Here is a 14,232-nt window from a genome sequence, read left to right on the forward strand (position 1 = left end):
CCTGTGCCAAAGTAGTGTGGCAATTTACCACAGAAGATGCACGAGTCAAACTCAAACACCTTTACCCTGTTTTTGAGACTGATCAAGATTTTTCTGTATAATGCACTTTTTAAGAGTGGTCACTCCACTAGAAGTATATTTACTAGGTAAGTACTGATAACAAGTAACAAGTAACAAGTAACAAGTAACAAGTAACAATTTATCTAAATACGAAATGATTTACTATCGGAGATATTAGGTAAACTGATGTGCTTTTAAATTGGTCATTCCCTGTTCCCTGTTCCCTGTTCCCTGTTCCCTGTTCCCTTTGAGTAATTTAGATATCCCAAACTCAATGCTGAACATCGTATCAGTTAATCAGCTCAAATACATCTACTGTTTGCCGTTTTCCCTTGATTGAAACCTGACCCAATTCCCGATAGGTATACTGGTGCTTGGTCGCTTCATAGACACTACCACTGACGAGGATCTGACCCCCGTTGGCCATAGCTTGTAATCTGGCAGCGATATTGACTTCATCACCAATGGCTGTATAGTCCATATGCTGAGGAGAACCAATGTTTCCCACCACGACTTCTCCTGAACTAATCCCAATACCGGTTAGAAAATTCTCCCGGATCCAGGGGGTAGGCATAGTTTTAAGTTGATGTTGCATCGCAATAGCAGCTGCGATCGCTTGTCCCTGATTATCCTCTAGCTTAGAGGGGGCACCAAACATAGCCACAATCATATCCCCCACAAATTTATTGACTGTTCCGTCATGGCTGAAAATGACATCCACCATGGAGGTAAAATATTCGTTCAGGTATTCAACAATTTTATGGGCTTCTAATTCTTCACACCGAGTTGTGAAATTCCGAATATCAGAGAACAATATAGTAATAGGCTTTTTGGCTGGAGTCAGAGAGATATTGCCCTTGGCATCAATAATGGCTTGGACAAGTTGGGAAGGAATATAGCGTTCCAGTCGGCTTTTAATCCGCTCCTCCTGTAGTTTATTTCTATGGAGCAAGGCATTTTCAATAGCTCCTGCTGCTTGAGCTCCAAGAATCGTTAAAAATTTCAAGTCTTGAGCTATATAATTAACCGGTTTCTCACTACAAAAGTTAATCACCCCCAGCAGACCCTTTTGGGTTTTTAGAGGAGCACAAACCAGAGAGTTGATGGACTTTACACTAGCAATAAACCTGGGATCATCTTGAACCTGATTTACAATCTCAGCCTTACCAATTCCTAACCCATTCTTGGTCTTACTATTGGTCAGCTGAAAAAATTCTGTTGGATTATACTGTTTGCCAAAGGCTGAGATTATATCTAGTTGCTCAGTTTCGGAATTAATTAACAAGACTGAACCACAATCTCCTGGAATCAGTCTTCTCGCTTCATCCAGGAAAAGCTTAGCAATAGCGGACAGCTCTAAACAGGATGGAATCCGTTCCGAAACTCTATAGAGTAAATTAATTTCTCGGTATTGATCTAAGATAGCACTGCCTAGATCTTTTTTTTCTAATTCTTGATTAACCAAATAATTCAGGAGTTCTTTAATTGCGATCGCTTTCTGATCCCCCTTGACCCAGCCAATCACCTGACCTCTTGCTTCAACGGGATATTTATTAGCTAAGTTACAATCTCCCAATACCGAAATTTTCCTAGGATTGTCCAACAGCAGCTTTCCGTAGATATCCTCAATCTGGACAACGGTGTCTATGGCGTCAATCAGTTGACTTATGACCCCTAGCGCTTTTGGCTTAGAAATAATTTTTTTGAGACTGACAGATGCCATACTTTGTGCTACTATGGTAATTTACCTTAAAAGTATCGATTCAAAGTACTCCTCACCCGTTCTTCTCGAAGCATATTCTCATAGAGGATAGCATTAGATATGGCTGATGTGGCTTGAGATGCTAAAGCACTGATCAATTTCAAATCCCTGGCTGTATAGTCTACAGGTTGTTCACTACTGAGCTCAATCACACCAATTACCTGATCTTTGGTCTTGAGTGGGACACACATTAGGGAACTGATCGGATAATCAGATGGCACAAACCTGGGATCCGATGAGACATCGTTAACGATTTCTCCTACACCAGTCATAATCACACTGCGAACAATACCTGCTATCGATTGCTTGTGGGGTCTATCCCCCATTTTTGGATCAAAGCTAGCCAGTACTTCCAGTTGGGATTGGTCTTGGTCTAGCAAAAAGACAAATCCCCGATTTACTTGAATTAATTCCCTAGTTTGATTAATTACAATTTGAGCAATGTCTTGAGGCATTAAGTTGGCAGTTAATTTTCTGGATAGATTGTAGAGTAAGTTGATTTCTCGATAGTTTTCTAAGGTTTCTATAGCAATTGCTCGGCGTTCTAGTTCTCGATTCGCTAAATAATTGAGTAGAGCCGCAATAGGACGAGCATTCTCTCCTCCCCTGACCCACCCTAAAGTACTTCCTTTTACGTCTATCTTGTATTTTCCAGATGAATCATCAGGCTCATCTCCGAATAACAGTTGCTCATCAATGTCTTGAATACTAATATCTCCTCCCAGGGAAGTTATTAGGTTATTGAGCAGTGACGAGATGTCTTTTTTTGCAATTATTTTTTTAAGTTTAATAGCGGCCATGCATGTATTAGTTTAGTATTAATAATTTAATAAAATAAAAAATGTCGTTGCTAAGTTATGTTCAAAACGCACTTTTTTAACCAACGCTTGTTCTTTCGCAATCCCTGAGTTAACCAGAATCATATCAGGTTTTAATGAAATTGCCTTAGAAATACAATCTTGCCCATTGCTGGCAGAAATTATACCGATTCCTCTTTTCCGTAATGCCTGAGTAATCATTTCAGCTTGAGGTAGATTTTCCTTCACTATCAAAACTTGCTTAGTAGGCTTTTCTTGAGAGGTCAGTTTAACAACGTCTTTGAGCAGTTCTTCGAGATTAATCGGTTTGCTCAAACATCGCTCAACTCCTAGAGCATGTTGATCTTCAGTGATAGACAAAATGATAATCGGAATATCCATACTGTCCAAGTCATTTTTAACCACCGCTGCTGTATCAAACCCATTCATTCTCGGCATCATTACATCCAAGATAATTAGATCAGGAGGTTCTTGTTTGATCTGTTCAATTGCTTCCCAACCATCTTGCGCTTCCTGAATCCTGTAACCTTCTGCTCTAAGATGCTGCTTGAGTAGCTCTCGAATTGGAGCTTCATCATCCACAATCAGAATGGTTTTCTTCCTCGAATTTCTGATAATTGTCGAGGTGGTCATGGATGAGTGGAGTTGGGTGAGCAGGGTTTCAGCAGCTATGGTTTTTACTCCAGGTTCAGACTCAACGGGGATGGGTAACCTAAAGGAGAAGTTACTCCCTTTGCCCAGTTCGCTTTCGACCCAAATTTTTCCTCCATGATGTTCCACAATTTCCTTACAAATAGGGAGTCCTAAGCCGGTACCTTGAGGTTTTTCAGTTAGAGTATTACCCGCCTGTTTGAATTTTTCAAAGATCAGCGTCTGCTCGGCTTCAGAAATGCCTATACCGCTATCAATGATACTAACGGTAATCTCTGAACCAGTTCGCCTTACTTTACAGTATACAAACCCTTTATCCGTAAACTTAGCCGCATTAGATATTAGATTAATCACCACCTGAATTAGTCGGTCTCGGTCACCAATTATCTGAGGGAAGCCCTCGTCTATACTCTTAATTAATTCCACATCATTCTGTTCAAACAGAGCAGTCGTAGCAATGATTGCTCGTTCTAGGACATCTACAACTGAGAGGGGTTGCATTTTCCACTCTACTCGACCAGCTTCTAGCTTAGCCAGATCCAGGACATCATTGATCAAAGCTTTAAGACGCTCCCCTTCGGAGATAATAATGTTAACATTTTCTGACACTTGCTTCAGGGTGCGCTGAATCTTGTGGTCATTGGTATAAATTAAGGGAAATAGGGTTTTTTCCAGTTTTTTCTGAATCAGTTTTGCAAAACCCATGACTGAGGTTAGGGGAGTCCTCAATTCATGGGAAACTGTGGAAATAAAGTCTGTTTTCATCCGGTCTACTTCTTTTTCAAAGGTAATATCTCGGATCAGAATCACCGAACCCATAAAGCCATCCTGACTATTAGGATTATCTGTCGCCTTAGTATCTTTTAGAATAGCAGTGGCTACGGCTTTGCCAATCCGTTGATTGGTCAGTTCTACTTCAGCGGTAAAGACTTGTTGAGGGTTAGTCTTGGTAAGAGTGACTAGGTTTGCGATCGCATTCCCCAACACTCCCTGACACCCTTGACCGAGTAACTCGGTTTCCCCCAAATCAAACAAGCTCACCAAAGCTGGATTGATGCGAGTAATTTTGCCCTTGGTATCTGTTACCAGTAATCCATCGGCTAAGCTTCTAATCATCGCATCCACATAAGCCAGAGTATGCTGTAATTGAGTCGTGGTGGTTTTGAGGCACTGAGCTTGTTCACTGACAATTCTGTACTGTTCTTGAGTAGTGGTGTATAAATGTGCCTGGTTGATGGCGATCGCTAACTGATTGCTCACGGCTTCTAATAGCTCCAATTCCAAATCACTACAGCTCCAAGGCTTGCGGCGCATACAAATTAAATAGCCAGGAGGATGCAACCCCCGAATCATGACTGGTAACGCTAGATAGTTACCTGTCTGGCAGTAGATGAGTTGATCACCGCTATCATGGAAGTGAACCATCTGTCCTTGGCTTAAGCGATCGCATAAATCATTACAAGACTTGATACGTATTAATCCCACTTGGGACGGTAAATCAGCTTTTCGATGTTCACACAGAATTTCCAAGCATTGTTGGTCTTGGTGATACCAGCCAAAAGTCACTCGGTCGAGACGCAAGAGGGTAGCAATTTCATTGACAGTAGTTTGCACAGTTGTTTCCAAATCCAGAGATTCACGAATACGAGTAGTAAGCCGATTCAGCAGCGCCTCCTGCTGAGCCCTGGCGTTGGTCTGCTCGAAAGTTTGAATCTGTAGTAAAGCAATAACCATGGCGATGATCAGCATCACTCCCAACACCGATGCCAGCAGATTGAGAGAATTGAGTTGTCGCTCCACATTAGCCCGGGGAATCACCAAAGCCACAGACCAATCCGCGTGTTGCAGAGGAGCATAGGTAACATACACCCACTGACCATCCAGTTCCAGTAGCCTTACCGAATCTTGCGGGTTGGCTATTTTCCTAGCCTCCATCATCTCTTGAGCAATTTGCTTGAGATTGGGGTCACGGGAGTCTAAAAAACTCCTAGCAGATTGAATTACCTTTGGGTCTGGATGGGCAATGGGTACTCCTTCTGAGTCCAAAGCAAAGGCATAACTCCCTTCTCCCAAGGTAGTATTGGTAATCACCTCTGACAGTCGGTCTAGGGAAACCGGTCCAGCAAATTCTCCCACAGGGAAAGACAATGGACCAGCCAACTTTCCTGGTTTTGGGTGGTAAGCATCCCCCAGTTCCACATCCTCGTTGGTTAGGTTGCGCAAAGCCAGTTTTTCTGGAGTAATTTCCATGTCATTGTTGGGGGGAACTGACCAGATAGGAGCCGCAATATTGACTTGGCGAATACCAGTAGAACGAGAGACTACCGGATTATCCACAAAGGTTTCTCCTTGCATGGCTCGTTGAAAGTGAGTGCGATCGCTAAGATTCTTCCCCTCAATAAAACCTGCACGAGTGGTGTAGTAAGAGCCATTTCCCTTAGCCATGACAAACATATGAAAATCGGGCAATCGTTCTTGCTCGAGTTGCAGATAGGGTCGGGCAACCTCCCAGTCCAAAGACCTAACTTGGAGAGTATTAGCAATCGTTTCCACCTTCGCCATCAAAGCCGCCAACCATTCATCAATTTGATGTCCCGCCATCTGGACCTTCAATTCAGCATTATCCTTCAGACTCTCAAGAATCAGACTCCGAAGCACCCAATAACTGGTGAAAGCTGCTGTTCCCACTAGCGCAATGGTGCCACTAATTAACAACCGGGGAACAGAACGCCTTGGTTGCCATAGGGATTGATAACTATTGTGCTTAAGCCACCACTGGCGTCTAAACCAAGTTCCCATCTCTGTTATGGAAAATCCTTTCTGTTGTTCCTGAGAAACTCCAGCAGCTTTTGCCTGGGGTTGGGCTAGGATAGTGGGGTCGGAGCAACTGGTGTCCACCTCTGATGCTAAAGGAATACCGCTCACCTGACAGTACCCGTGTGGGTAAACCTTGAGTGGGGAATTATCCGGAGGTGAGTTTCTCTGGGAAGTAGCATTAAAACGATTAAGTCTCACTGTTCCGAAGATAGTCCTTAGGCTGGGTTGCCTACTGGTGGGATAAGATGACAATTGTTTACCTCCCCTTTCTCCCCTGATGCCCTCTCTTCCCTCTCTTGCATCGGAGTACAAATTATCCCTATCTTGGACAATACCCCAATCACTTCCAGGCTGGGGATTGACCTGGGTAGAGTACCTACCCTGCCTTCTTGGATATAGTGCTTCTGGCTGATTGTCTCCCCGCCAATCCAGATAACCTTGTAGCAGTTGCCGCAACAGTTCCATACCATTGATCCAGAGGTTTTCTTCTATCTGGTAATAGGTGAGACGGTACGCTTCCTCAGAACAGAGCCAATTAAGAATTTCTTCAAAGTACTCACGAGCTTGGACAAATGGCTTGAGCTGAGTATATTCAGATGTTTCCATAAAAAAATCGGATATAGGTTTGTTCGGATCTCGCCTAATCTCTACCAGGAAAATTATAGTCAGTCCGGGTAATTTTTTTAAAAGTGGTTAGTCGTTAGTCGTTAGTCGTTAGATCAAGTCCGGTTAATCACTTACTAAATAGTTCCTGTTTTGGAAATGGGCAATCGGTAATTGATAATCGTAAACTACCAAGTACCAATTACCAAGTACCAATTACCCGAGAAGAGATATGATAATTAGTCAAACCCATTGGGTATAATCGGTAATTTTTCCGTAATTATGAATTCAAACTTACGAATTATAAGTGATCTTACGGTTGAGTTGTGGTTCTGTTATTTGATGAACTTAAAATAGGGCATACATACTAACTAATACCAATTTAATTTATTCGAGCTACAGATGCTGAACAGGTGTAGGTTATTCGGTTAGTCGGTTAGCCGGTGCTCGGGTTATCTTCTGAACCTTGGCCTTTCGGCCACGCTACGCGAACAACCTACCCTACAAGGGACCCTATCCGGCGAACAAGCAAATTAATGTGTAGCAATAGTTTTTTAAATTGGCATAATCGATTGTAATCCATGGACAAGTGTAAACTGTAAGATAACAACAATTTAAAATTAATTGACTAGTTATTTTTTTTAAAATTTATTGCTTTTTTTAATAGTTAAAATTTCCAAAAATCACCATCATAACCTACCCGATTAATCAAAAAAATATATGCAAAAATACTCTGAATATAGTATTTTATTTGATAAACCAATTCAGCCAATACCACTCAAATTAGAACTAAACAAAGAAAAGGTAAAACTGGGCAAGACGCTTTTTCATGACCCCCAACTGTCACAGGATAACACTATCTCCTGTGCTAGCTGCCACAATCTAAATACCGGTGGTACAGACCAAATAGTGCGTTCAATTGGGATCAAGAATAGGATTGGCTTGATTAATGCACCCACAGTCTTCAACAGTGGATTCAATTTTAAGCAACATTGGGATGGAAGCGTTGAAACCCTAGAGGAACAGATTGATAGACCAATCCATGCAGAGCAGGAAATGGGTTCTAATTGGAAAGAAATCCTCAGTAAGCTCAAGCAATCCCCTGAGTATGTCTCACTATTTAGCCAACTGTATAAAGATGGTATCAACAGCGAGAATATCAAGGATGCGATCGCTACTTTTGAAAGATCGCTGTACACTCCCAACTCACGCTTTGACCAATTTCTGCGCGGCCATAAAAATGCCCTCTCCTCCTCAGAACAAGAAGGCTATCGTCTATTTAAAGCCTATGGCTGTGTTAGCTGTCACCAAGGAGTCAATGTCGGCAGTAATATGTTCCAGGCTTTTGGTCTGTTTGGAGATTACTTTAAAGATCGCGGTAAGCTTACCAAAGCTGATTTGGGACGCTTTAATGTCACTGGCAATGAACGTGATCGTTATGTATTTAAGGTTCCCAGTTTGCGCAACGTGGCTCTAACATCACCATATTTTCACGACGGTTCAGCTGAAACTCTTGAAGAAGCTGTGACGATAATGGGCAAATATGAATTGGGACGCCGACTGTCGCCAAACGATATTGGTTTGATTGTCAAGTTCCTGAAAACTCTCACAGGCGAGTATCAAGGAAAACCATTGTGAACACAACTCAATTGCTAAAGCTCATAAATACCTTGGCTGCTGTTTTTATCTTGGCTTTTTTGGTGAAGAAAAGTCTACCAATTAACGTTGAAGAACACCAACAGTATAAAAATACTTTAAATCAACAAAAGGAGATAGATGTAATATTAAATCAGGATATTCTCAAATCTCGATCCGATATCTTAACCTATTATGATCAATTTTTCAAGCATTTGTATCAAATAAAAAATACCCAAAACAAGCTTAAGAGTAGTCCGACATTTATTAATCATGATGGGAGAAAATAACTCAATAAAATTATTCAAATTCACTTAGAATTAATCAATGAAAAAGAAAGGTTAATCGAAAGATTAAAATTCCATAATTACATTCTCAAAAACTCCCTTATTTACTTGCCATTTCTCACTAAATATCTGGTCAATAGTACTTACAATAAAACCAGAAACCATTATTTAGAATTTACTCTCGATGAACTGCTGAAAACTATCCTGCTTTACAACCTAAACTCTGATCAGGAATTAGAAGCGCTGATCAATGATAATATGGATAGGCTGTTGCTGATCAAAAACCAAAATGATTTTGGTAAAGATGAAGAATTGATCGATCTAGCCCTGAGCCATTCCCGAAAAATCATGAGCAATAAACCTCAGGTAGATAAACTAACCCAGCAACTGCTACAGCTCCCTACTAAGCAGCTAAACGAAGAACTGGATTACGTCTATAACCTCTACTATTACCAAGCTATTGATACAGCTAATACTTATCGTTTATATGCCTATAGTTGGTTGTTGATTTTGCTGGCTTGGATTGCCTACTTAATTATCAACAATTTGGTAAAAGCTAACCGTCGTACCATCAACATTCTCGAAAGTATCACGGATGCCTTTATTTCCCTAAACGACCAGTGGCAGATTACCTATCTTAATCCCCAAGCTTTCCAAATGCTACAGAGTCAACCCGAACAGCTTCTGAATCAGAATCTAGAGGAGGTGTTTTCCGGAGTCTTTGGCTCCAAGTTCTACCAGGAATGTCATCGGGCGGTTGCTGCACAGGTTGTTGTCACCTTTGAAGAATACTATCCACCGACGAAACGTTGGTTTGACGTGAAAGCTTATCCAGGTATTAATGGTCTTTCAGTGTTCTTTCATGACATTACTGAGCGCAAACAAGCCTCCCGGGTCTTGCAGCAACTTAATGAGGACTTAGAAGCTAGGGTAGAAGAACGTACTGTCCAACTTGCTGAAAGTATGAAAGAAGCCGAAAAAGCCCGGACTAAGTCTGAAGAAGCTAACAAAGCTAAAAGCCAATTTCTTGCCAATATGAGTCATGAACTGCGCACCCCCCTCAATGCCATCCTAGGATTCACCCAATTAATGAACCGTGACTCATCCCTGAATCAGGAACATCAGGAATATCTAGCAATTATTAGTCGCAGTGGTGAGCATTTACTGAACTTGATCAATGACATTTTAGAAATGTCCAAAATCGAGGCAGGTCAGATAACTCTAAATGAAACTAGCTTTGACCTGTATCGTCTGCTGGATAGTCTCGAAGAGATGTTAGGACTGCGTGCCGCATCCAAAGGCTTAAAGCTCATTGTTTACCGAGAGCCAGAGCTTCCTCGATATGTGACAACAGATGAGGGAAAATTGCGCCAAGTTTTGATTAATTTACTGGGAAACGCTATCAAATTCACTCAAGAAGGCAGTGTCACCTTGCGCGTGGTTCGTAACAAGGAAAAGTTACAAATTAGCGGGTCTGATCCGTTGAATGTTGACAGGTTGAATGTTGACAGGTCTGATCCGTTGAATGTTGACAGGTTGAATGTTGACAGGTCTGATCCGTTGAAGGTTGACAGGTTGAATGTTGTTCGCGTTCGCGCAGCGGAGGCCGAAGGCCACGCTTTCGCCGTAGGCGACGCTGAAGCCTGGCCTTTTGGCCAAGGTTTTCCCAATAACCAGCAACTGGCAACTCCAACTAACCTTGGCCAAAAGGCCACGCTACGCGAACAATCAACTAACCTTCAACCAACTAACCTTCAACCAACTAACCTTCAACCAACTAACCTTCAACCTGCTAACCTTCAACCTGCTAACCTTCAACCTGCTAACCTTCAACCTGCTAACCTTCAACCTGCTAACCTTCAACCTGCTAACCTTCAACCAACTAACCTTCAAGCAACTAACCTTCAACCAACTAACCTTCAACCAACTAACCTTCAAGCAACTAACCTTCAACCAACTAACCTTCAAGCAACTAACCTTCAACCAACTAACCTTCAACCAACTAACCTACCCTACGGGAACGCCAAGGGCGAACAACCTGCAAGCCTTACCGGACAGACAATCACCTTTGAAATAGAAGATACCGGTCCTGGTCTTGATCCAGCTGAGATTGACAGCTTGTTTGAAGCATTTGTCCAAACTGAAATCGGTCGGAAATCTGAACAAGGAACTGGTTTGGGTTTGTCCATTAGCCGACAATTCGTGAAGTTGATGGGAGGGGATATCACCCTTACTAGTCCTCTCGGTGGAGGAACAATCGTTACATTTGATATCCAGATTAGTCTAGCTGGAGCAGGTGCAGACATTCAGACACAACACCCAACCCGATCGGTGATTGGGTTAGCACCTGACCAAAAATTTGGGTCTCAAGCCCCGTCCTTCTAGGACGGCTTTCTCTTTTTGTGTTATACTTTACGTAGAGTTATTCCACGTCAAAAATGAAGGTCTTAGAGTTTAAGGTCAAAGGGAAGAAAACTCAATATGCTGCGATTGATGAAGCAATCCGTACTGGTCAGTTTGTTCGGAACAAGTGCATTCGTTACTGGATGGACAATAAAGGCGTAGGACAAAAAGACCTGTACCGTCATAACACGTGGCTTAGAGCTGAATACGCCTTTGTAAAAGACCTAAACTCTCATGCATGTCAAGCTTCGGTTGAAAGAGCTTATAGCTCAATTGCTAGATTTTACGATAAATGCAAAAAGCAAGTTCCTGGCAAAAAGGGATATCCTAAGTTTAAAAAGTTTTCTCGATTCGGCGTAGCCGACGCTGCGCGAACAGTTGAATACAAGACATCGGGCTGGAAGTTGTCAGGGGATGCTAAATCAATAAATTTCTTAGACAAGAAAGGTATTGGAAAGCTAAAACTGAAAGGGACTTGGGAGTTATGGCGTTACGATCTTAAGCTAATCAAACGAGTTAGATTGGTGCGCCGCGCAGATGGTTACTACGTCCAGTTCTGTATAAAAATTGATACAAAAGAATCTTTAGAGCCTGCTCATACTAATGTTGGATTAGACGTAGGACTCAAGGAATTTTACACTGATTCTAAGGGAGGTGTAGAGCCGAATCCCAGGTTTTATCGTAAAGGAGAAAAAAAACTAAAGTTTTATCAACGTCGGGTTTCTCGCAAAAAGAAAGGCTCATCCAATCGCAAAAAAGCCATTAATAGATTAGGCCGGACACACCTTAAGATAAGTAGGCAACGTGAAGAACATGCCAAGAGACTGGCGCGTTGCGTAATCCACTCTAACGACGTGGTCGCTTACGTTCGCGCAGCGTGCCGTAAGGCAAGACTTAAGGGTTAAGAATCTGGTTAAAAACCACTGTCTTGCCAAGTCTATCAATGATGCGGGTTGGTATCAATTTAGGAAATGGCTGGAATATTTTGGACAAAAGTTTGGTAAACAAACGATAGCGGTAAATCCTGCTTACACTAGTCAGAATTGTTCCAGTTGTGGTGAAGTTGTCAAAAAATCGCTATCAACTAGAACCCATTCTTGTTCATGTGGGTGTGTGTTAGATTCGCCGAAGGCGACGCTACGCGAACGCGATCATAATGCAGCCATCAATATTTTAAAAAGAGCCTTGGGTACGGTAGGGCATACCGGAACCTGGATCGTCGATCCGAACGCTTTAGGAGAGGACGCCTCTACTCTTTCTGATTCCGGTCTGAAAGAGCAAGCGACCTCGTTGATTAAAGAATCCCCGTTCTTATAGGACGGGGAGTGTCAACTGAACCAACCCCTGCAAAGCATTATCTTGCATACTGATATGCTCGACATCAATTACCAGGACAGGCTCGACATGAAGGGTGAGGGATACATTAGGAAGATTCGAGATTCCAGCCTTCGGATGAAAACGTTTATGCAGGACTTACTCGTTTATGCAAAGGTTGGAGCCGACTCTCAAGACATCACATCAACCGATTGCAATATTGTGTTGGAGCAAGTTTTAGATAACTTAAAGGCTGCCATATCTGAGAAAAATGCCCTGATTACCAATGATTCTCTACCTACTGTGAATGTTAGTCAGACACAGCTAATCCAGCTATTTCAAAATCTAATCAGCAATGCCATTAAATTCCAAGCACCAGGGACATCCCCCCAAGTCAAGGTTTCAGTAAAGCCCGTAGACAACAGTGATGTTGTTTGTGGTGGCCAAGATACGGGGATGCTCGAATCCAGGGATACCGACCATGGGATATTGGCAGAAGTAGGAAGAGTTTCTAGTATCAATGCAACTGGGTTTGACGAGAATAAGCGGAATAGTTTAGAGCATGGTGGTAACTACTGGCTGTTTGGGGTGCATGACAATGGCATTGGTATGGAACCCGATCAGCGATCGCATATCTTTGAAATATTTCAGCGTCTGCACAGCAATAAAGACTATCCTGGCACTGGTATTGGTCTAGCCACCTGCAAGAAGATTGTGGAAAATCACGGGGGACAGATTGGGGTAGAGTCTCAGCCTGGAGTGGGAAGTACGTTTTACTTTACGCTTCCTGCACAACACTGAACACTAAGCACTGAACACTAAGCATTGGAATTATCTTATTCGTCCAAGGCGAGTAACAACGGGATTAACATAGCAAGAACACAACTTGGTGTAAGCAACGTCCGGAAATGATCGGTATTTAATCGAATATGATACTATAGGAAAAACTTTTTCCTGATCGGTGTAATAGCTTCTAGGAAACGGTATCGCCTTTAAATTTTAAAGCACTCTAATTCCTTTTGTCTAAAAGAAATTAGAGTGCTGATTATGGCGTCATGGCTAATCGTTAATTGGACGACCATCACCCATTACCAAAAGCGAGTAAAAATTTTTAGTGGCAGACACCCTATAGAATTGGGCTCAGTTTTATCCCATGGTATTTATAGCTTTGGAGTTCGCCAACCGGAGCAGTTAAACCTCAAACACCTTAGATAAAAACTAATGGACTCAGGTATTACAATTTTCAGTTTTGCATTGTTTCTAGTAATTTTTTTGTGGATTGGGGCTCTAGCTGCTAAATCTTCCGATAATACAGAATCAGACTACTTACTTGGCTCACGCTCTTTTGGAAAAGTCTTTGTGGGTCTAAGTGCTGGAGCAACGGGAAACAGTGGATGGATTATGATCGGAACCGTTGGAATGGCTTACTCCATGGGAGTTTCTGCTATGCTGATGGTAATTGCCTGGTTCTTAGGTGATTTAACCTTTTGGACTTTGTTTCCTGATAAAATAAACCAGATCTCCAGAGAGCAAAACTCCCAAACTATTCCGGAATTCCTAGGCTCTACAGTCAAAAAGCCTCAAGGCAGACGAATAATCACCTTGATCGTTGCTGTGATCACTGTTGTATTTATCGGAGCCTATACTGCCGCACAATTTGCTGCAGCTGCCAAGACCCTTGATGTATTTTTTGGAGTTGACCCTACCATTGGAGCTTTGATCGCAGCAGGTTCGATTTTAGTTTACTGCGTAACCGGGTGCGGCTCGTTCTCACTAGGAGCCTCTAGAAGCTAGAGGGGTATGAGTGAGGGGATTCGTGAGGATAACACCTCAAAATCCTAACTATCTTCCGGATGGTGGTGAAAATCCACCCCTTGAAGGG

At 42.3% G+C, this 14,232-nt stretch carries 8 protein-coding genes and 2 pseudogenes; 7 read left to right on the plus strand and 3 right to left on the minus strand.

Annotation, left to right across the window (positions count from 1 at the left end; translation table 11 throughout):
* Positions 1 to 349: 349 nt before the first annotated feature.
* From F6K46_RS33100 to F6K46_RS33110, 3 genes are read right to left on the minus strand one after another with little or no spacing between them, the layout of a single operon-like run.
* Positions 350 to 1,783, minus strand: coding sequence for an adenylate/guanylate cyclase domain-containing protein (locus F6K46_RS33100; protein WP_075903771.1), 1,434 nt, complete (start codon positions 1,781 to 1,783; stop codon positions 350 to 352).
* A gap of 26 nt (positions 1,784 to 1,809) precedes the next feature.
* A complete protein-coding gene (locus F6K46_RS33105) occupies positions 1,810 to 2,622 on the minus strand; it encodes a GAF domain-containing protein (protein WP_293065968.1) in 813 nt (270 codons plus the stop codon).
* Positions 2,623 to 2,640: 18 nt separating this feature from the next.
* Positions 2,641 to 6,714, minus strand: coding sequence for an ATP-binding protein (locus F6K46_RS33110; protein ID WP_293065970.1), 4,074 nt, complete (start codon positions 6,712 to 6,714; stop codon positions 2,641 to 2,643).
* A 717-nt stretch (positions 6,715 to 7,431) separates the two neighbouring features.
* On the opposite strand from F6K46_RS33110, the gene F6K46_RS33115 reads away from it, so the two are divergent.
* From F6K46_RS33115 to F6K46_RS33145, 7 genes and pseudogenes are all read left to right on the plus strand, one after another.
* Positions 7,432 to 8,349, plus strand: a complete 918-nt coding sequence (locus F6K46_RS33115; protein ID WP_293065973.1) for a cytochrome-c peroxidase — start codon at positions 7,432 to 7,434, stop codon at positions 8,347 to 8,349.
* Between the two features lie 62 nt (positions 8,350 to 8,411).
* Positions 8,412 to 9,104, plus strand: a pseudogene (locus tag F6K46_RS33120) (DAHL domain-containing protein); the annotation flags it as partial.
* Between the two features lie 75 nt (positions 9,105 to 9,179).
* Positions 9,180 to 11,018 (plus strand): ATP-binding protein, encoded by a 1,839-nt coding sequence (locus tag F6K46_RS33125; RefSeq protein WP_293065983.1) that lies wholly within the window; start codon positions 9,180 to 9,182, stop codon positions 11,016 to 11,018.
* A 53-nt stretch (positions 11,019 to 11,071) separates the two neighbouring features.
* Positions 11,072 to 12,353, plus strand: a pseudogene (locus tag F6K46_RS33130) (transposase).
* 54 nt (positions 12,354 to 12,407) lie between these two features.
* Entirely contained in the window at positions 12,408 to 13,151 is a 744-nt protein-coding gene (locus tag F6K46_RS33135) for an ATP-binding protein (protein ID WP_293117781.1), read from the plus strand.
* Between the two features lie 246 nt (positions 13,152 to 13,397).
* On the plus strand, positions 13,398 to 13,565 hold the full coding sequence (locus F6K46_RS33140; RefSeq protein WP_293065978.1) for a hypothetical protein: 168 nt from the start codon (positions 13,398 to 13,400) through the stop codon (positions 13,563 to 13,565).
* A 6-nt stretch (positions 13,566 to 13,571) separates the two neighbouring features.
* Positions 13,572 to 14,144 carry a hypothetical protein gene (locus F6K46_RS33145; protein ID WP_293065981.1) on the plus strand — a complete coding sequence of 191 codons (573 nt, stop codon included), beginning with the start codon at positions 13,572 to 13,574 and terminating at the stop codon, positions 14,142 to 14,144.
* Positions 14,145 to 14,232 lie beyond the last annotated feature (88 nt).

Origin of the sequence: Moorena sp. SIO3E8 (assembly GCF_010692445.1) — a bacterium.
Classification (GTDB): Bacteria; Cyanobacteriota; Cyanobacteriia; order Cyanobacteriales; family Coleofasciculaceae; genus Moorena; species Moorena bouillonii.